This window comes from Mesorhizobium sp. B2-2-3, assembly GCF_006442405.1.
Taxonomy (GTDB): Bacteria; Pseudomonadota; Alphaproteobacteria; order Rhizobiales; family Rhizobiaceae; genus Mesorhizobium.
Map to the genome: position 1 here is coordinate 49,614 of NZ_VFWC01000017.1, position 18,062 is coordinate 67,675.

Here is an 18,062-nt window from a genome sequence, read left to right on the forward strand (position 1 = left end):
AATAGGGATTCCCTATTCCCCTACTGCCCTACTTGCATAGCCCACAATGCCATCCCTGGTCAGCTCCGCCAGCGTCAGCGACTGGTCGAGATGTTCGGCCCGCCAGGCAAGCAGCCGTTCGGCGAACTCGAGCCTGATCGGGAGATAGGCGGGATCGGCGGCCAGATTGGCGAGCTCGGCGGGATCCTTCTCCAGGTCGAACAGCAATGGCGGCAGGCCGCCGCCGAAATGCACATATTTGAATTTTTCCGTGCGGATCACGGCGAGATTGCACTGGCGCGAGGCAAGGCCGAAATGCCGTTCGGCTTCGCCTTCCGCGATCGAACGAAAATCGAATTCCCAATGCGCGGCGTCGCGCCAGTCCGACGGCTCCTCGCCGGCGATGAACGGCCGCAGCGAGTGACCGTCGAGGTGCGGCGCCGGTTCGCCGCCCAGCAGGTCGAGCAAGGTCGGCAATATGTCCACCGCCTCGGTAAAGCGGTCGACGGCCACGCCTGCGGTGTGGCCGTGACGTGGGTCGCGGATGACCAGGGGGATATGATAGCTGGCGTCGAAGAAGCCGCCTTTGCCCAGCATGAAATGGTCGCCCATCATCTCGGCATGGTCGGAGGTAAGCACAATGACCGTGTCGTCCCACGCGCCCGCCGTCTTGACCGCCTGCCAGATACGGCCGAGCTGCGCATCGACTTCCGAGATCATGCCGTAATAGATCGCGCGGATGCGGCGGAAATCATCCTCGCTCCAGTCATGTACGCTGCCGGCGGCGCCAGGTCGAAACTTGTGCTTTTTCTGCCTGCCGAAATCGTAGGCGAGATAGGGATGGCTGTCCGCCTCTTTCTGCCAGCCTGCCGCGCGGCGAAAGCCGGGGCCGTCGGCGGGGTCGTACATCGCGTCGTATGGTGCAGGCGCGATGAAGGGCGGATGTGGGCTGATGAAAGAGAGATGCGCGAACCAGGGCGCGGCATGATCCTGTTCGCCCAGCCATCGGATGAATTCGCCGGCAAGAAAAGCCGTCGGCGTCTGCTCCTTCGAATAGACGGGCGGCGCAGTCGTCACGGAGCCGGCGTCGCCTGCCCCGTTCGCCGGTCGATGGATCGCGGGGGAGCCGGCGTCGGTATCGATGCCCTGCATTCCCAGCCATGACAGCCACTGCTTCTGATGCTCTGGCAGCAATTGGCGCACCGTGAAACCAGGAAGCACGCCTTCATAGCTTCGCAGCCGCGGATCAGCCGGAGCGAGCCGGCGCGGATCCAGCGATACGTCGGTGTAGCCGAACAGCGTCGGATCGTAGCCCAGCGCGCGCGCCGAAAGCGCTATATTGCCGTGACGGGCATCGAGCGGCGTGCCGTTGCGGCAAACCCGGTTATTCATCTGGTAGAGGCCGGTATAGAGGCAGGCACGGGCCGGCGAGCAGGGTGCCGCGCCGCCATAGTGCCGCTTGAACAATACGCCTTCCGCTGCCAATGCGTCGGCATTCGGCGTCTTCACCAGGGGATGGCCGGCCGCCGAAAGGCAATCGCCGCGCCATTGGTCGCAGGTGATCAGGAGAACGTTCGGACGCCTGCCTTTTCCGGTCACTGGCGATAATCCTTGGCTAATGTGCGAGCGTCGCTCATGGAACCGAAATCCCGCCCCGGCGCAAGCCCGGGCTGCTGGTGGTTCGGTGAACAAACTGCTTTCGATTGTTCACTTCCAGAGTACAGTCCATCCCGTCTTTGTCGCCTTTGACGGGAACAGGCCGATGCTCATATTGGCGAGGACAGCGGCAGGGGCCGCAATAGAACAAGGGAGCAGCACTCATGCTCGACCAGATCAAGGGTTTGCATCACGTCACCTCGATGGCCAGCGATGCCCGCCAGAACAATGAGTTCTTCACTGGGAAGCTCGGCCTGCGCCGGGTCAAGAAAACGGTCAATTTCGACGCGCCCGACGTCTACCACCTCTACTATGCCGACGAGCTCGGCACGCCGGGTTCGGTGATGACCTATTTTCCGTTTCCCAATATCGGCAAGGGCCGTCACGGCGTCGGCGAAGTCGGCACCACCGCCTATTCGGTGCCGGAAGGCACGCTCGCCTATTGGGAAAGGCGCTTCGCCGAGGAAGGTATCGCCGGCCTGTCGCGCGAAGAGACCTTTGGCGAGAAGCGTCTGGCCTTCGCCGGACCGGACGGCGACGGTTTCGCGCTCGTCGAGGACAGGGCCGACACGCGCGCGCCATGGGTGAAGGGCGGCATTCCCGCCGACGAGGCGATCCGGGGCTTTCACTCCGTGTCGCTGCGCCTGAAGGATGGCGGCGCCACCGAGGAACTCTTGAAGTTCATGGGCTATGAGGAGCTCGACAAATCCGGCAATGTCAGGCGGCTGGCGATCAGGAACGGCAATGGCGCCGACGTCGTCGACATCGAATCGCTACCCGGTGCCGCCTTTGCCGATCTCGGCGCGGGCTCGGTCCATCACGTCGCTTTCGCCGTCGAGGATCGAGCCAGGCAGCTCGAAGTGCGCAAGGCGCTGATGGATACCGGCTACCAGGTGACGCCAGTGATCGACCGCGATTACTTCTGGGCGATCTATTTCCGCACGCCGGGCGGCGTTCTGTTCGAAGTCGCCACCAACGAGCCGGGCTTCGACCGCGACGAGGACACCGCCCATCTCGGTGAAGCCTTGAAGCTGCCGGCGCAGCATCAGCACCTGCGGCCCTATCTCGAAAAGCATCTGCAGAAGCTGGAAGACTGAGGGGCGGGGTCATGAGCACAGACAGCTACATCCACAAGGTGCTGCCCGGTTCGCCGGGCGGTCCGCTGCTCTTCGTCTTCCATGGCACCGGAGGCGACGAGGGCCAGCTCGTCTCGCTGGGGCGCGATCTCGCGCCCCAGGCAACCATCATCTCGCCACGCGGCGATGTGTCTGAACAAGGCGCTGCGCGCTTTTTCCGTCGCACCGGCGAGGGCGTCTATGACATGCAGGACCTGGCGCGCGCGACTCGGAAGATGGCGGGCTTCGTCAAGGCGCAGATAGCAGCGGCGAAGCCGTCGGCGATACACGCTCTCGGCTACTCCAACGGCGCCAACATCCTGGCGTCGCTGCTGTTCGAAGCCCCTGACCTGTTCGACGCGGCGGTGCTGATGCACCCGCTGATCCCGTTCGAACCGGAGGTGAACGGCAGTCTTGCCGGGCGCCGCATTCTGGTGACCGCCGGCAGGCGGGATCCGATCTGTCCGCCGAACCTGACTTCGCGGCTCGAAGCCTATTTGCGCGCCGATGGCGCCGATGTCACAGTGGAGTGGCATGAAGGCGGGCACGAAGTGCGGCCGAACGAAATCGAGGCGGCGCGGCGGCTCCTTGCCGGCGTGGCCCAAGGAGTAAGTGATGCCTGACCAACTGCCGGAGATCGAACTCGAAGATCGTGGTTCCAAGGGCCGCTACGTGCTGCGTGGTCCGGGCGGCGCCGAGGCGGAGATGACCTTCACCAGGATCGGCGAGCACCAGATCATCATCGACCACACCGAAGTACCCGACGCGTTTCGCGGCCAGGGTGCCGGGCTTCGGCTCGTCACCCGCGCCGTCGAGGATGCGCGCGCGGCGGGCAAGAAGATCATCCCGCTCTGTCCCTTCGCCAACGCCCAGTTCCGCCGTCATCCGGAGTGGGCCGACGTGCTGAAGGGGTAGGATCAGCCGGCGCTTTACCAGTCGGGACCCGCGGGAGTAAAACAGTGTGATAGGCCAGCACGGCTTTGGCATTTGCACGCTCGGCCCATCTTGCCTAAGTAGATATGATATATCGCGGGCGGCGTGCGACACATCGAACCGAATGATCCCTTCATGACCGAAACCGATCTCGTTCCCGTCTTCGACGGCCATAACGACACGCTGCTCAGACTCTATCAGTCGAAAGACCCGGACGTCGAAAAGCTGTTCATGGAAGGGAAATCGGGCGGCCATATCGACCTGCCGCGCGCACGGGCCGGCGGGTTTGCCGGCGGCATGTTCGCGATCTTCCCGCCCCCTGTCGAGAGAGGCCGGCGCGGCGCTGTCCCGTCGACGCCCAGCGATGCCGAGCCTTTGCCGCCCGAACTCCCGCACAGCGATGCGCTGGCCTCGACGATTGCGATGGCCTCGATCCTGTTCAGGCTGGAACGGGCCGGAGCGCTGAGCGTCTGCCGCAATGCCGCAGATGTGCGCGGCGCCATGGCGCGCGACTCGATCGCTGCGGTATTCCATATCGAAGGGGTCGAGGCGATCGATCCCGAACTCACCATGCTCGACGTGCTGCATGCCGCCGGCTTGCGCTCTCTCGGCATCGTCTGGAGCCGCCCGAACGCTTTCGGCCATGGCGTGCCGTTCCGCTTTCCGTCCTCGCCCGATACCGGTCCCGGCTTGACCGATGCCGGCAAGGCGCTGGTCAAGGCCTGCAACCAACTCAGGATCATGATCGACCTGTCGCATCTCAACGAAAAGGGCTTTCGCGATGTCGCCGCGCTCAGCGATGCGCCGCTGGTCGCGACCCATTCCAACGTGCATGCGATCTGCGGCCACTCACGCAATCTCACCGACTGGCAGCTCGGCGCGATTCGCGAAACCGGCGGCATGGTCGGGCTGAACTTCGCCACCGGCTTCCTGCGCGAGGACGGAAAGATGAATGCCGATACCGGCCTCGACATCATGGTGCGCCACATCGATTCCCTGCTGCAGGCGCTGGGTGAGGATGGGGTTGGCCTCGGCTCCGATTTCGACGGAGCCATGATCCCGGCCGTCATTGGCGACGCCGCCGGTCTGCCGAAGCTCATCGATGCGCTCGCCGCACGCGGCTTCGGCCGCGCGCTGATCGAAAAGATCGCCTACCGAAACTGGCTGGCCATGCTGGAGAAAACCATAGGATAGGCAGGTCAGCCGAACCCCATGCGCTTCAGCCAGTCCTTGCCGACGCCGCGGTCGCGGATGATCGGCAGCGGGTTTTCCGAATCGAGCCGCGCGCAGATGCGGTAGACCTCAAGCGTCTCGGCGCTCATCTCGCCGCGCTTGTAGAAGAACATGGCGGCGGCATAGCGTGTGCGGCCCGACCATTTTTCGCCGAGTGGCGTGTTGACCAGTTCCCACTGTTCGGCCGCCTCTTCTTGCTGCTTGTCGGCTTCCTCGCCCATGGTCAGAAATCCGCCGGCGGATTGGCGGTGCGACGATCGAGCTTGATGAACGGCCGCGGCACCACCTTGGCCCGCTTCATCAGCTTTTGGTATTGCAGCTCGCGCATGGCGTAGATCTCGACCCAGAGGTCGTCGACGACAGTATCACCATGTGGTCGCGCCAGCGAAGCGATGGCGATGTTGCGCTTGGCCATCGGCGACCACATGGCGGCGCTGACCAGCCCGACCTCCTGGCTTTTTCTGTGATAGACGATGGCGTGTTCGGCCGGGATGTTGCCTTCGATCTCCAGCCCGACCAGCACATGCCGCAGCGTGCGCTTGGCGCGTCCCTCGAAGATGGCGCGACGGCCGTTGAAATGGGCCTTTTCCAGGTCGATCATGAAGCCGAGCCCGATCTCGTCGGGCATGCGCAAGCGGTCGGCACGGATGGCGTGTTCGGCTGTCGTGAAGTCGGCATTGGCGACGATCAGCCCGGCCTCGATCCGGGCGCGGTTGAGCGCGGTATAGCCGATGGCGCGGATGCCGCGCAGTTCGCCGGCCGCCATCAGCCGGTCCCACAGGCTCAGCGCCTTGTCGACCGGCATGAACAATTCATAGCCGAGGTCGCCGGTGAAGCCGGTGCGCGAGATGGTGACGGTTTCGCCATCATGCGGGAATTCGGCGAGGTCGAATGCCTTCAGCTTTCCGACATCGGCAAAACCGGCATCACGCAGCACGGCGAAAGAGGTCGGACCTTGCAGTGCCAGGCCCGCGACGGCTTCGGTCTCTTCCTCCACCGTCACATCGAACCCGATGGCGCTGTCGAGCAGCCAAGGCAAATGCCGCTCCTGCGAGCACAGCCGGAACCGCATCGGCGAGAGCCGGAACAGCGTGCCGTCATCGAGGACGAAGCCCTCGTCGTCGCACCATGCGGTATAATGGACGCGGCCCGGCTTCAGCCTGGTCACGTCGCGCAGCGTGACGCGGTCGAGGAAGGCCTGGGCGTCCGGTCCCTCGACGCGGTACTTGGTCATCGGCGAGATGTCGAAGAGCGCCGACTGGCTGCGAATGGCGAAATATTCGAGCTCCTCGTCCCACAGCGAATGGGGGGCGCGGTAGCCCGCCCAGTTGTACCAATCCTGGGTCTTGGCCAGAGCATCGATGCGCGGCTGGAAAGGCGTGCCGAGACGCAACGTGCGGAAGTGGGATTGGGCGGCGATGCGGGCGGATGATGGTTGCTGATTCATGCTGGCGATCCTTCGCCGTAGAACGCGACTGCCGCCAACTGAAACATCGCCTTACCCCTTCATCGCAATGATGCGTCGAGCGGCGTTCAATCCAGGTGCGCCGGAGACGCCGCCGCCGGGATGTGAACCGGCACCGGCGAGAAACAGCCCGTCGAGCGGTGTGTCGTAGCCGGACCAGCCCGAGACCGGGCGCGAGATCAGCATCTGGTCGGCCTGCAACTCGCCGTGGTGCCAGTGGCCGCCCGGCATGCGGTAGCGCGTTTCGATGTCGGCGGGCGTCAAGAGCTCGGTGTGGCGCACCGTCTTGCCGATGCCTGGCGCGTAGGCTTCGAGCTGAGCCATGATTGCCTCCAGGAATTTCGCCTTGCCGGCGCCCCATCCCTCTTTCAGAGCATAGGGCGCGTATTGCACCACCGCCGACAGCACGCAGGCGCCGTCGGGCGCGAGTGATGGATCGGCGAGGCTGGGCAGCGTGATCTCCATCACCGGTTCGGGCGAGAACGCGCCGTATTTGGATGGATTGAAGGCGCGCTCGACATGATCGGGCGAGGGGGCGATAGCCAGCCGCCCCCTGTGGCCGGCGGCATCGACACCTGTGAATTGCGGCGGCCTGTCGAGCGCCAGGTGAAGCTTGGCGACATCACCTTTCATGCGGATGTTGTTCACCTTGCGCACGAAGCCGGTGTCGAGTTCGCGTGGACCGACAAGGTCGAGCAAAGTCGTCGCCGGATTTGTCGCGGAGACGATCGTCCTGGCGCGCAGCACCTCGCCATTGTCCAATGCGATACCGACGGCACGGCCTTTCTCGACAATGATCCTTGCGACAGGCGCCGATGTGCGGACGTTCACGCCGGCCTTTTCGGCCGAGGCGCGGATGGCGGCGATCACCGCGCCCATGCCGCCCTTCGGCACTATCTGCGCGCCGGCCGCACCGCCGACCTCGCCGGCCAGCCGGTAATAGAGGCCGAGCAGCGAGGTGGGCGAGCGCGGACCGAGATGGCTGCCGAGCGTCGTATCGAAGGCAAGCAGCCCTTTCAGCCTGTTGTCGGCAAGCTGCTCGTCGAGCAGGTCGGCGACGTTCATCAAGAGCACACGCAGGAAATCGCGCATATCTTCCTTGCCGAGCCTTTTCAGCGTCAGAGCGGTCTGGCCGAACGCCGCCGCCTCCAGCAGCGACATGCCGGCCAGATCGGGCGGACGACGCGAGAGGAAGGGTTCGAGGATGCCGGCGTAGCGCAGCAGTTGCGCGCGCAACTGCTTCCACGCGGATTGCTCGGACGAACTTGCGCCGCTCAGCGTTTCGCCATAGGCGCGGTGCAGGACCAGCGGGGAGCCGTCCATCGACAGCGCAACCGACGGCGCGAAGTCGTCTGGGGTGATCCGCAGGCCATGCTTCTCCAGTTCCAGCGTCTTCACCACGTCGGGATGCAGGCGGTTCAGCAGATGGGCGATCGACGAGACATGAAAACCCGGCGCGAATTCCTCCGTGCGCGCGGCGCCGCCGAGTTCGGCTCCCGCTTCCAGCAGCAGCACCTTGCGCCCTGCCTTCGCCAGCGTGGCAGCAGTGACGAGGCCATTATGGCCGCCGCCAACAACGATTGCATCATATGACGTCATGGGCCGGGCTCATATGCGAGGTCGATCTTGCGAGATCGCGCAGGATCTCGGCCGCGGCATTGCGTCCGGGCGCGCCCATGACGCCGCCGCCGGGATGGGTCGAGGAGCCGCACATGTAAAGCCCGCCGACCGGCGAGCGGTATTGCGCGTAGCCCGGCACCGGGCGATTGAACAGGAGCTGGTCGAAGGTCAGTTCGCCCTGGAAGATGTTGCCTTCGGTGAGCCCGACCTCGGCCTCGATTTCGCGCGGCGTGCGCACCTCCATGTGGACGATGCGGTCGCGAAAGCCGGGCGAGTAGTCGGCAATCTGCGTAACCACGCTTTCGGCGAATCCGTCGCGATCGGCGTCGGTCCATTCATGGCCGTTCACCTTGGGCGGCGCGTATTGCACGAAGCAGCTCATGAAGTGTTTTCCCGGCGGCGCCATCGTCGGGTCGAGCGTCGTCGGGATGACCATGTCGAGGAAAGGATCGGCCGACCAGCGCCCGGCCTTCCAGTCGTCATAGGCGCGCTCCATGCGCTCCATCGAATCGGTGAAATGCATGTCGCCGCGATAAACCGGCGAATCCTTCGGCAGAGCGGGGAATTCGGGCATCGAGTCCAGCGCGATGTTGACCTTGCCGGACGAGCCTCGGATCTTGAAGTTCCTGACCCGGCGCAGGAAAATCTCGGGCAGTTCCTTTTCCTCGACCAGCTTCAGGAAGGTTCGCTTCACGTCGGCGTTGGAGACGACGAGCTTGCCACGGATCTCCTCACCGCCGGCCAGCACCACACCCTTGGCCTTGCCGCGGCTCACCAGAACATGGTCGACCTCGGCGCCGGTGCGAATGGTTCCACCCGACGCCTTGAAGGATGCCGCCAGCGCTTTGGTCACCGCGCCCATGCCGCCGCGCGCATAACCCCAGGCGCCGACCGAGCCGTCAACCTCGCCCATATAGTGGTGCAGCAGCACATAAGCCGTGCCGGGCGACATCGGCCCGAGCGCCGTGCCGATGATGCCGGACAAAGCGAAATTGGCCTTGATGACATCGGTCTCGAAATATTCATCGAGGAAGTCCGAGATCGACATGGTCCAGAAGCGCAGCGTCAGCGCCATTTCCTCCGCCGACAAGCCCGCGAATTTCTTGCCCAGATAAAGGAGCTCGCCCAGATCCCGCGGCCGCAGACTGGTCGGGTCGGGCGCGGTGCGCATCAACAGCGGCTGGATGAAACGGCACTGGCGCGTCACGTCGCGCGCATAACGGTCGTAGGCTTCGGCATCGCGTTTCGAGAAGCGCGCAAATTCGCGCCGGTGTGCATCATGGTCCCGGTAATTGGCGAGATAGTCGCCATCCCTGGTGAACACCGCGCCGCCCTCATAGGAAATAACCTGCAGGCCGAAGCGCGGCAGTTCGAGGTCGCGCATGATTTCAGGGCGAAACAGCGAACAAACATAGGAACAGTTGGAATAGAGGAAGCCCGACGTCAATTCCCGGCTGGTGGCGGCGCCGCCGACCCAGGGATTCTTCTCCACCACCAGCACGTCGAGCCCGGCGCGCTGGAGATAGCAGGCGTTGACCAGTCCGTTGTGTCCGCCGCCGATGACGATCGCATCCCAAGCTTTCATTTTGGCCCAGTCTTTCCATGCGATCCGCTGTTCATTTTGGCGTAATCCGTCCCCTCAATGCGCGAAATTTGGCACGGTAGTCGTCGTTTTGTCCAGCCGTATTGAATGAATGTTCAACAAATGATGTTGCGTTTTCCCAGACCTGGGCTAGGCTTTGCAGGCGTTCGAGACGGACATTCGTCGATTGGGGATCGAGGGTTGATGATCGAAACGGCCGAGGCCGAGCCGGAGTACGACGGAGCCGCCATCCGCTTCCTCGAGGCGCTGTGGGGCGACGGCTACCTGTCGCCGGGCGGGCCCGACGAAGTCGACCGCGTGCTCGAGGGACTTTCGCTCGCAGGCAAGACCGTGCTCGACATCGGCTGCGGGTCCGGAGGCATCACGCTGCATCTGGTCGAACGGCATGGCGCCGCGCACGTCACCGGCTTCGATGTCGAGCGGCCGGTGATCGAAACGGCCAGGCGCCGGGCAGCCTCCCGCGGGCTTGCCGACCGCGCCAGCTTCATCCAGGCGCCGCCTGGGCGGTTGCCTTTCGAGGATCAGTCGTTCGACGTCGTCTTCTCCAAGGATGCGCTGCTGCATGTCGCCGACAAGGATGCGCTGTTTGCGGAGATATTCCGCGTGCTCAAGGCCGGCGGCGCCTTTGCGGCATCAAACTGGATGATCTCGCATGACGGCGAACCATCACCGGAGATGAAGGCCTATGTCGCCGCCGAAGGGCTGTCCTTCGCGATGGCCTCGCCGGCGCGTTACGCACAGGCGATGCGCCAGGCGGGCTTTGCCGAGATCGCGGTTCGCGACCGCAATCCCTGGTACCGCGAGGTGGCGCGGGGCGAACTGGAAAGGCTGAAGGGGCCGCTCTATCCGACGGTCGCGGCGGCAGTGGGCGCCGCCTATGTCGACAAGAACATACGAACCTGGGAGGCCATGCAGAAGGTGCTTGACAGTGGCGAGCACCGTCCCACTCATCTTCGCGGGCAAAAACCGAAGATGGTCGGCTAGCCGGCGATGTGGAGCATGACCGCACCCATGAAAATTGCAGCACGCCAAGAGCAGTCCGCCGAGGCATCGAGCGAACCCGAGAAACGCGGGCGCAAGGCCTCCAAGGAGGTCAGGCAGCTTCAGCTGATCGAGGCGACGATCGATTCGCTGGCCAAGCGCGGCTATTCGGAGACGACGATGGCCGACGTCGCCGATGGCGCGGGCCTGTCGCGCGGCATCGTCAATTTCCATTTCGAGAGCAAGGAAAAACTGCTGATCGCGACCTTGCAGCATATGTATGACGAGTACTCGGCGCATTGGCGCAATGCCTTGGAGAAAGCGGGGAACGACCCCGCCGACCAGTTGCGGACCCTGGTCGCGGCCGATTTCGACCGTTCGATCTGCAACAAGCGCAAGCTGGCGGCCTGGTGCGCCTTCTGGGGCGAGGCCAAGTCGCGGCCGACCTACCAGGCGCTGAGCAGCGCCCGCGATGCCGTCTACCAGAACATCTTCATCGAGCTTTGCGCGACGCTCAAGCAAAGCGGCGGATATGACTACGAGCCGCAGGTCATGGCGCTGGCGCTCAGCGCGATGCTGGAGGGGCTGTGGCTGCGCTTGATGATGGGCACCGAAGACACCACCCGCGAGAGCGCCTTGCAGGCAGCCAACGAATTCCTGTCGGCCGCATTCCCCAAACATTACCAGGGAGCAGCCGCCACCCGTCGCAAGGCATGAAGCAATCGATAAAATAAAAGAGGATGGAACAGCAATGAAGACATCAATCCAGCGGCTGACATTGGCCCGACGCCTGACATTGACCCTGGCATTGACCGGCGTGCTGGCGGCCTCGGCCGCAGCCCTGGCGGTTGCCGCCGACAAGGACCTGGTCGTGTTCGACTGGTCCGGCTATGAGGATCCGAGCTTCCATCCGAAATATGTCGAGAAGAACGGCGATTCGCCGACCTTCGCCTTCTTTGGCGACGAGGACGAGGCGTTCGAAAAGGTGCGCTCGGGTTTCAAGGCCGATCTCGGCCATCCCTGCTCGCAGAGCGTGGTGAAATGGCGCGAGGCCGGCCTGCTGCGGCCGCTCAACACATCGAAGATCACAGGCTGGAAAGATCTCAATCCCGGAATCATGGCGATGAAGGATCTCGCCACGACCGCGGACGGCAAGGCCTGGTTCATGCCCTGGGACTGGGGCAACACCCAACTCACCTATAATTCCGAAAAGGTCGACGCCAAGGACGTGCAGTCGCTGAAGGCGTTCGCGGATCCGAAGTTCAAGGGCCGGGTGTCGATCGGCGACAATGTCGACGACGCCTATGCGCTGGCGAGCCTCGCCATCGGCGTCAAGGACTGGACCAAGATGACCGACGACCAGTTCAAACAGGCGTCGGATTTCCTGCGCCAGGTGCACAAGAACGTGCGCTCCTACTGGACCGACACAACAGACGTGGTGCAGCTTTTGAGCGGCGGCGAGGTCGATCTTGCCTGGGCATGGAACGACGCCACCGTGCAATCGGTCGCCGCCGGCGTGCCGATCACGGCCAAGAAGGACACTAACGAAGGCATTTCGACCTGGGTCTGCGGCTATGTGCTGTTCAAGGACGCGCCCGGCAATGTCGACAAGGCATATGATTATCTGAACGCCGTCAACGATCCCGAAACCGCCAAGGTGCTGGTCAAGGACTGGGGCTATGGCCAGGCCAACGCCAAGGGCATGGCCGGCGTCGATCAGGCCGTGCTGAAGGAAAAAGGCTATGACGACGTGCAGAAATTCGTCGACAAGACGCTGTTCCAGTCGCCGGTGCCGTCGCAGCTCAAGCTCAAGATGATCGCCGAGTTCGAGAAGATCAAAGCTGGATATTGAGCCGGTTCGGCCGCCCGCCCGTCTGCGGAGATGGTGGGCGGGCGGGCTCGCCAAGAGAGGCGAATTCTCATAACCTCGCGGCAGCCTTTCGCGACGGGGGAATTCGCACCATGAAGCCAATGCTACGCCGCCTTGCCCTTGCCGTCGCCTGCGTGATCGGCGCCGGCACCGTCTATGCCTGGGCGGAAGGTGGCGGCGACCTCGTCGTGTTCGACTGGTCCGGCTATGAGGACCCGCTGCTGCACCCCGCCTATGCCGCCAAATACGGCGCCGAGCCGACCTTCGCCTTCTTCGGCGACGAGGACGAGGCCTTCGAAAAGATGCGAGCCGGCTTCAAGGCCGACATCGCGCATCCCTGTTCGCAAAGCGTGGTCAAGTGGCGCGAGGCGGGCATGCTGCAGCCGCTCGACACGTCGAGGATAGCAGGCTGGAAAGACCTCAATCCCGGCATCATGGCGATGAAGGATCTCGCCACCACTGACGACGGCAAAGCGTGGTTCATGCCATTCGACTGGGGCAACACCTCGCTTCTCTACCGCACCGACAAGGTGACGCCGGAGCAGGCGCAATCGCTCAGGATCTTCGCCGACCCGAAGTTCAAGGGCCGCGTCACCATCGGCGACAATGTCGACGACGCCTATGCGCTGGCGAGCCTGGTCATCGGGCTGAAAGACTGGACCAGGATGACCGATGCTCAGTTCCAGGAGGCGTCCGCCTTCCTTCGCGACGTGCACAAGAACATCCGTTTCTATTGGACCGACGACACCGATCTCAACCAGGCCTTCATCGGCAATGAGGTCGATCTCGTCTGGGGCTGGAACGAGACCTATGTGACGCTGAAGGGGCAAGGCCTGCCGATCGCCATGAACCGCGACAGCAAGGAAGGCATCTCGACCTGGGTGTGCGGCTATGTACTGATGAAGGACGCGCCGGGCAAGCTCGACCAGGCCTATGATTTCCTCAGCGCGGTCAATGCGCCGGGGGTGTCGGACTATATGGTCAAGACCTTCGGCTACGGCCATGGCAACGGTGCCGGCATGGCCGCGGTCGATCACCAGGTGCTGGCCGACCGCGGCTTCGACAATCTCGACAAATTCCTCGACAAGACGCTGTTCCAGCAGCCGGTGCCGCCGGCACTGAAGCAGCGCATGGTCGCCGAGTTCGAGAAGATCAAGGCCGGCTATTGAACAGCGAGTCCACAAGAGCCGATGTCGTCATCATCGGCGCCGGCTTCACCGGGCTGTCGGCCGCGCTCGAGCTGAAAAAGGCCGGCGTCGATTTCGTGCTGCTCGAGGCGCGCGCCCGTGTCGGCGGGCGCGTCGAGTCGGCGGAGATCGGTTCCGGCGAGCGCATCGACAGTGGCGGCCAGTTCCTGTGCGAGGACATGCCGGAGCTGATGGCGCTTGTCGAAGCGCGCGGCAAGATGCTGGTCGAAACCCATGTCGAGGGCGCGTTTATCGCCCAGCCGCCGATCTCCGCCGCCGAGGCGAAGCGAACCTATTCTGGTTCGATGGCGATCCGCGATCGGATGAACGCGATCGCGCCGGACGATCCCTCGATTGCCGGGCTGACCGTTGCCGCCTGGCTCGACCGGCAGGACGATGCCGATGCCGTTAAGGCAGCCTTCCGCTCGATGATCGAAGGCCTGTGGTGCCTGGCGCTGGAGAAACTGCCGCTCTGGCACCTGATCGACAATGATCGGCGCATCACCAATGAGGTGCCGGAGCTGCAGTATTTCCTGCGCGAGACGATGCAGTCAGTGGCAGAGGACCTGGCCAGCGATCTCGGCGACCGGCTGCGGCTCAACGCAGCCGTTTCGTGCATCGAGCATGGACCGCAAGGCGTTCGTATCGTCTCGGCGGCGGGTGTCATTGAAGCGCGGGCGGCACTTGTCGCGGTGCCGCCGGTCATGGTGGCGAAACTGGGCTTCGCACCCGCCTTGCCCGAATCCCTGGCGAAGGCACTCGGCGTCTGGGAAAGCGGCGCCGTGATCAAGGTGCTGGTGCGCTACCCCGCTGCCTTCTGGCGCCGCCGCGGCTTGAGCGGCATGGTGATGTGGCGCGACCCGCCGGGGCTGTTCGCCTGCGATGCCAGTCCGGATGAAGGCCACGCGGCGCTGGTCGTCTTCGTCGGCGGCCCGCTCGCCCTGCGCTGGGGTGAGCTCGGCGAGGCGGCACTGCGCGCCGAAGTGACCGGGAAACTGGTGGAAGCCCTCGGCCCCGACGCGGCCGAAATCGCGGAGTTCAGCCAGCGCGACTGGACGCATGACCGCTGGAGCGGCGGCGGCTACAGCGACCTCATCGTCGACGTTGCCGCGACCGATGCCGAGCCCGTGCTCCTGGCCGGCGCGCCGCCTGTTCATTTCGCATCGTCGGAGCTGTCGCCGTCATTCCCCGGCTATGTCGAAGGGGCGATCGTTGCCGGGCGCATCGCCGCGCGCAAGATAGTCGCCGACCTTCAGTCGGCCATCGCCACCAGGGCTTCGGGATCGTAGGCAAGGCGGATCGAAGTGCCGACCGGAATGTCGTCGGCGCCGAAATCGTTGGTTTCGGTCACAGAGAGCGGCTTTTCCAGGCCGGGGATCTCGACGATCAGATGGGTGATCTCGCCAAAATAGTGGCGTTCGACCACCTTTCCGGCAACCTCGAACTTGGCCGTCGCGTTGTCCCACAACACGCGCAGGCGCTCCGGGCGGATGCCGAGCGTGGCGCCGCTGCCATTGCGCACGAAGGCCTTTGGCTTGTCGGTCTTCACACGGCCGAAGCCCCGCGTGTCGACGACCAGCGAGCCGCCGTTCTCCTCGACGATCTCGGCCTTGACGAAATTCATGCCGCCGAGGAAGTCGGCAACCTGGCGGTTGACCGGCCGCTGGTAGATCTCCTTGGGCGAGGCGACCTGCGCGATCTTGCCGCCGAACATCACGGCGATGCGGTCGGACATGGCCAGCGCTTCATACTGGTCGTGGGTGACCAGCACGAAGGTGATGCCGACGGCCTGCTGCAGGCGGCGCAACTCGACCTGCATCTGTTCGCGCAGCTTCTTGTCGAGCGCCGACAGCGGCTCGTCGAGCAGCAGCACCTTGGGCCGCATCACCAGCGCGCGGGCGAGCGCGACGCGTTGCCGCTGGCCGCCGGACAGCTCGGTGGCGAGACGCTTGCCGAGGCCGGTGAGAGAGACCTGCGCCAAGGCTTCCACGACGCGGCGCTTCTCCTCGCCGCCCTGGAGCTTCAGCCGCTTCAGGCCATAGGCGACGTTCTGCTCGACATTGAGATGCGGGAATATCGCATAGCTCTGGAACACCATGTTGGTCGGTCGGCGATTGGGCGCAATGCCTTCCATCGGCTGGCCGCCGACCGAAATCGAACCGCTCGTCGGGTTGTCGAAGCCGGCGATCATGCGCAACAGCGTGGTCTTGCCGCAGCCGGACGGGCCGAGCAGCGAGAAGAATTCGCCCTCGCGAATGGTCAAGGAGGCATCGTCGAGCGCCTTGAAGGCGCCGTAGCTGCGGGTGACGCCGTTGATCTCGATCATCGTCCGTTCGGACAGGGTTCGTGCGGATGGGGCCTGCTCAGGCATAAAGCCCTCCCTCGTTCTGGCTGCGTCTGGCGGCGCGGCGGCGCAGGATTTCGGCGACGGTCATCAGCAGGAAGGAGGCGACCAGCAGCAGCGTGCCGAGCGCGAGCACGCCCGGCAGTTTCGCCGCGAAGCGCAACTGGCCCCAGATATAGATCGGCAGCGTCGCCTCGGTACCGGTCAGGAAGAAGGCGATGATGAACTCGTCCAGCGAAATGGTGAAGCAGACCAGCAGGCTGGAGATGATTGCCGGCGCCACCATCGGCAGCGTCACCCGCCGGAAGGTGCCGAAGGCGCTCTCGCCGAGGTCGGCCGAGGCCTCCTCGAGGCTGCGATCGAAACCCTCGAAGCCGGAGGTCAGCACCGTCATCGAATAGGGGATGCAGACCAGGACATGGCCGAGCACGACGGTGAACAGGGAGAGGCTCAAGCCGAGCTGCAGCATCACCAGCAGCATCGAGATGGCGACGATGACTTCCGGCAGCACGAGCGGCGCCATGATCAGGCCGTTGATGGCCCGCCGGCCGGGATAGCGGTAGCGGGTGATCGAGCGGGCGGCGAGGATGCCGAGAACCGTCGAAAGGACGGACGCCGAGACGCCAACGATCAGGCTGTTCCAGGTGGCGTCGAGCAGCGCCGGCGTGTTGGGCAGGTCCTCGTACCATTTGAGGGTGTAGCCGGTGAGAGGGAATTTCGGCGTAGCCGCCGTGTTGATCGAAAAGATCGGCAGGAAGATCACAGGCAGATAAAGGAAACCTACATAGAGGAAGGCATAAGCCGACAGCCAGCCGCCCGGCAGCAGACGTCGCGCCGCGCTCATCGCGCAAGCCTCTGGGCGGCACGGATGACCAGCACCGTAGCGCCGGCCATCAACGTCACGACCAGCATGGTGGTGACGGAAAGGGCGGCGCCCAGCGGCCAGTTCGAGGCCTTGCCGAACTGCGCCTGGATGGCGTTGGCGATCATGACGCCGTCCTTGCCGCCGACGAGCTTGGGGGTGACATAGTCGCCGACCGTCGGGATCATCACGATCAGCGCCGCCGAGATGATGCCTGGCGCCGACAGCGGCAAAGTCACGCGAAGGAACGAACGAAAGGGACCATCGCCTAGATCCGTAGCCGCCTCCACCAGGGTCCGGTCGATCTTCTCCAGCGAGACGAAGATCGGCAGGATGGCGAAGGCCGCCCAGGCGTGGGTCAGCGTGATGATGACGGCGCTCGAATTGTAGAGCAGCGCCGTCGACGGCTCGTTGATGATGCCGAGGCCGATCAGCCCGGAGTTCAAGACGCCGTTATAGCCGAGAATGACCTTCCACGACATCACGCGCAGGAGATAGCTGGTCCAGAACGGGATGGTGATGAGGAACAGCCACAGGCTCTTGTGGCGGCCGCCGTGGAAGGAAATGAAATAGGCGATCGGATAAGCCAGGACGACGGTGAAGAAGCTGACCGTCAGCGAGATATACAGCGAGCGCCACAACAGATCGCGATAGATCGGCTCGGTCAGGGCGACGCGGTAGTTTTCCAGCGTGAAGGTGCGGTCGATGGTCAGATAGTTCTGCGTCCAGAAGGAGTGGGCGATGACCACCAGGATCGGCAGGACCAGGAGGATGAGCGCGTAGAGAAAGGTCGGGCTGATCAGGGCAAAGCCCTGCACGGGTTCGGATTGCAGAAGGGCATTTCGTCTGGCCCGCGTCATGCGCAACGGGGGCGACCCTTCCACCGCCGCCGTCATTGCCAGACTCCGGGGGGCAGGGCTCCGGCTGTGATCTCGGTTGCTGGCCTGGAGCGTCCCGCCATGCGGTATCCCGTTGGACTGGCGCCGGCTGTTTGTTCCCAATTTTGTTTTGGAGCGCGATCGAACGCAAAACCGGTGACCAGTTTTGCTGATCGCGCTCCGAGCTTGCCGGCTTTCTTTCATCATGCCCGCATCCGCGGATTGAAATCAAGCGCTATTTCTGAGATATTGATTGAACGGACATTCAAAATGGTGCGGATTGTGCCGGAAATTTCCGGCACTGCCGGCCAAATTTCGAAATCCTGAATTCGACGA

18 protein-coding genes are annotated in these 18,062 nt (G+C 63.9%); 10 read left to right on the top strand and 8 right to left on the bottom strand.

What is annotated here, in order from left to right:
- Window positions 1-12 precede the first annotated feature (12 nt).
- Window positions 13-1,578 (bottom strand): alkaline phosphatase family protein, encoded by a 1,566-nt coding sequence (locus tag FJ951_RS25395; RefSeq protein WP_140517893.1) that lies wholly within the window; start codon window positions 1,576-1,578, stop codon window positions 13-15.
- Between the two features lie 221 nt (window positions 1,579-1,799).
- Here FJ951_RS25395 and FJ951_RS25400 point away from each other — a divergent pair, with 221 nt between their 5' ends.
- From FJ951_RS25400 to FJ951_RS25415, 4 genes are all read left to right on the top strand, one after another.
- Entirely contained in the window at window positions 1,800-2,732 is a 933-nt protein-coding gene (locus FJ951_RS25400; protein WP_140517894.1) for a VOC family protein, read from the top strand.
- Between the two features lie 11 nt (window positions 2,733-2,743).
- Entirely contained in the window at window positions 2,744-3,373 is a 630-nt protein-coding gene (locus FJ951_RS25405; RefSeq protein WP_140517895.1) for an alpha/beta hydrolase, read from the top strand.
- A complete protein-coding gene (locus FJ951_RS25410; protein WP_140500600.1) occupies window positions 3,366-3,665 on the top strand; it encodes a GNAT family N-acetyltransferase in 300 nt (99 codons plus the stop codon). Before FJ951_RS25405 ends, FJ951_RS25410 begins: the two co-directional genes overlap by 8 nt.
- Window positions 3,666-3,818: 153 nt before the next feature.
- Complete coding sequence (locus FJ951_RS25415) at window positions 3,819-4,877, top strand: dipeptidase (protein WP_140517896.1); 1,059 nt, start codon at window positions 3,819-3,821, stop codon at window positions 4,875-4,877.
- A 5-nt stretch (window positions 4,878-4,882) separates the two neighbouring features.
- Here the strand turns inward: FJ951_RS25415 and FJ951_RS25420 are convergent, their stop codons facing one another.
- Genes FJ951_RS25420 through FJ951_RS25435 form a run of 4 tightly spaced genes read right to left on the bottom strand, consistent with a single transcriptional unit; the run spans window position 4,883 to window position 9,586 of the window.
- A complete protein-coding gene (locus FJ951_RS25420; protein WP_140517897.1) occupies window positions 4,883-5,137 on the bottom strand; it encodes a hypothetical protein in 255 nt (84 codons plus the stop codon).
- 2 nt (window positions 5,138-5,139) lie between these two features.
- A complete protein-coding gene (locus FJ951_RS25425) occupies window positions 5,140-6,363 on the bottom strand; it encodes an aminomethyltransferase family protein (protein ID WP_140517898.1) in 1,224 nt (407 codons plus the stop codon).
- 51 nt (window positions 6,364-6,414) lie between these two features.
- Window positions 6,415-7,980 (bottom strand): NAD(P)/FAD-dependent oxidoreductase, encoded by a 1,566-nt coding sequence (locus tag FJ951_RS25430; protein WP_140517899.1) that lies wholly within the window; start codon window positions 7,978-7,980, stop codon window positions 6,415-6,417.
- Window positions 7,967-9,586 carry an NAD(P)/FAD-dependent oxidoreductase gene (locus tag FJ951_RS25435; RefSeq protein WP_140517900.1) on the bottom strand — a complete coding sequence of 540 codons (1,620 nt, stop codon included), beginning with the start codon at window positions 9,584-9,586 and terminating at the stop codon, window positions 7,967-7,969. The genes FJ951_RS25430 and FJ951_RS25435 overlap by 14 nt, the downstream gene beginning before the upstream one ends.
- 201 nt (window positions 9,587-9,787) lie before the next feature.
- On the opposite strand from FJ951_RS25435, the gene FJ951_RS25440 reads away from it, so the two are divergent.
- The 5 genes from FJ951_RS25440 (at window position 9,788) to FJ951_RS25460 (ending at window position 14,931) form a co-directional block, all read left to right on the top strand.
- The gene (locus FJ951_RS25440) at window positions 9,788-10,588 is read left to right on the top strand and encodes a class I SAM-dependent methyltransferase (RefSeq protein ID WP_140517901.1); all 801 of its coding nucleotides are present in this window, start codon (window positions 9,788-9,790) and stop codon (window positions 10,586-10,588) included.
- 27 nt (window positions 10,589-10,615) lie between these two features.
- Window positions 10,616-11,302: a transcriptional regulator BetI gene (gene betI, locus FJ951_RS25445; protein WP_224647079.1), complete on the top strand. Its 687-nt coding sequence runs from the start codon at window positions 10,616-10,618 to the stop codon at window positions 11,300-11,302.
- Window positions 11,303-11,336: 34 nt separating this feature from the next.
- A complete protein-coding gene (locus FJ951_RS25450; protein ID WP_140517902.1) occupies window positions 11,337-12,437 on the top strand; it encodes an ABC transporter substrate-binding protein in 1,101 nt (366 codons plus the stop codon).
- 110 nt (window positions 12,438-12,547) lie between these two features.
- Window positions 12,548-13,624, top strand: a complete 1,077-nt coding sequence (locus FJ951_RS25455; RefSeq protein ID WP_140517903.1) for an extracellular solute-binding protein — start codon at window positions 12,548-12,550, stop codon at window positions 13,622-13,624.
- On the top strand, window positions 13,621-14,931 hold the full coding sequence (locus FJ951_RS25460) for a flavin monoamine oxidase family protein (protein ID WP_181172280.1): 1,311 nt from the start codon (window positions 13,621-13,623) through the stop codon (window positions 14,929-14,931). Before FJ951_RS25455 ends, FJ951_RS25460 begins: the two co-directional genes overlap by 4 nt.
- Here FJ951_RS25460 and FJ951_RS25465 read toward each other — a convergent pair.
- The 3 genes from FJ951_RS25465 to FJ951_RS25475 are packed head-to-tail and all read right to left on the bottom strand — an operon-like array spanning window position 14,895 to window position 17,744.
- Window positions 14,895-15,968, bottom strand: coding sequence for an ABC transporter ATP-binding protein (locus tag FJ951_RS25465; protein WP_140517938.1), 1,074 nt, complete (start codon window positions 15,966-15,968; stop codon window positions 14,895-14,897). The genes FJ951_RS25460 and FJ951_RS25465 overlap by 37 nt on opposite strands.
- 37 nt (window positions 15,969-16,005) lie before the next feature.
- Entirely contained in the window at window positions 16,006-16,830 is an 825-nt protein-coding gene (locus FJ951_RS25470; RefSeq protein WP_140517905.1) for an ABC transporter permease, read from the bottom strand.
- Window positions 16,827-17,744 carry an ABC transporter permease gene (locus FJ951_RS25475; RefSeq protein WP_140517906.1) on the bottom strand — a complete coding sequence of 306 codons (918 nt, stop codon included), beginning with the start codon at window positions 17,742-17,744 and terminating at the stop codon, window positions 16,827-16,829. Before FJ951_RS25475 ends, FJ951_RS25470 begins: the two co-directional genes overlap by 4 nt.
- Before the next feature lie 63 nt (window positions 17,745-17,807).
- Here FJ951_RS25475 and FJ951_RS25480 point away from each other — a divergent pair, with 63 nt between their 5' ends.
- Window positions 17,808-18,053 carry a hypothetical protein gene (locus FJ951_RS25480; protein ID WP_140517907.1) on the top strand — a complete coding sequence of 82 codons (246 nt, stop codon included), beginning with the start codon at window positions 17,808-17,810 and terminating at the stop codon, window positions 18,051-18,053.
- Window positions 18,054-18,062: the final 9 nt, after the last annotated feature.

Excerpts from the sequence above, each read along its gene's own strand:
- FJ951_RS25430 (WP_140517899.1), bottom strand. The coding sequence starts at position 7,980 with ATGACGTCATATGATGCAATCGTTGTTGGCGGCGGCCATAATGGCCTC.
- FJ951_RS25415 (WP_140517896.1), top strand. The coding sequence starts at position 3,819 with ATGACCGAAACCGATCTCGTTCCCGTCTTCGACGGCCATAACGACACG.
- FJ951_RS25440 (WP_140517901.1), top strand. The coding sequence starts at position 9,788 with ATGATCGAAACGGCCGAGGCCGAGCCGGAGTACGACGGAGCCGCCATC.
- FJ951_RS25435 (WP_140517900.1), bottom strand. The coding sequence starts at position 9,586 with ATGAAAGCTTGGGATGCGATCGTCATCGGCGGCGGACACAACGGACTG.
- FJ951_RS25425 (WP_140517898.1), bottom strand. The coding sequence starts at position 6,363 with ATGAATCAGCAACCATCATCCGCCCGCATCGCCGCCCAATCCCACTTC.
- FJ951_RS25410 (WP_140500600.1), top strand. The coding sequence starts at position 3,366 with ATGCCTGACCAACTGCCGGAGATCGAACTCGAAGATCGTGGTTCCAAG.
- FJ951_RS25465 (WP_140517938.1), bottom strand. The coding sequence starts at position 15,968 with ATGATCGAGATCAACGGCGTCACCCGCAGCTACGGCGCCTTCAAGGCG.
- FJ951_RS25455 (WP_140517903.1), top strand. The coding sequence starts at position 12,548 with ATGAAGCCAATGCTACGCCGCCTTGCCCTTGCCGTCGCCTGCGTGATC.
- FJ951_RS25405 (WP_140517895.1), top strand. The coding sequence starts at position 2,744 with ATGAGCACAGACAGCTACATCCACAAGGTGCTGCCCGGTTCGCCGGGC.
- FJ951_RS25450 (WP_140517902.1), top strand. The coding sequence starts at position 11,337 with ATGAAGACATCAATCCAGCGGCTGACATTGGCCCGACGCCTGACATTG.
- FJ951_RS25470 (WP_140517905.1), bottom strand. The coding sequence starts at position 16,830 with ATGAGCGCGGCGCGACGTCTGCTGCCGGGCGGCTGGCTGTCGGCTTAT.
- betI (WP_224647079.1), top strand. The coding sequence starts at position 10,616 with ATGAAAATTGCAGCACGCCAAGAGCAGTCCGCCGAGGCATCGAGCGAA.
- FJ951_RS25475 (WP_140517906.1), bottom strand. The coding sequence starts at position 17,744 with ATGACGGCGGCGGTGGAAGGGTCGCCCCCGTTGCGCATGACGCGGGCC.
- FJ951_RS25480 (WP_140517907.1), top strand. The coding sequence starts at position 17,808 with ATGCGGTATCCCGTTGGACTGGCGCCGGCTGTTTGTTCCCAATTTTGT.
- FJ951_RS25420 (WP_140517897.1), bottom strand. The coding sequence starts at position 5,137 with ATGGGCGAGGAAGCCGACAAGCAGCAAGAAGAGGCGGCCGAACAGTGG.
- FJ951_RS25400 (WP_140517894.1), top strand. The coding sequence starts at position 1,800 with ATGCTCGACCAGATCAAGGGTTTGCATCACGTCACCTCGATGGCCAGC.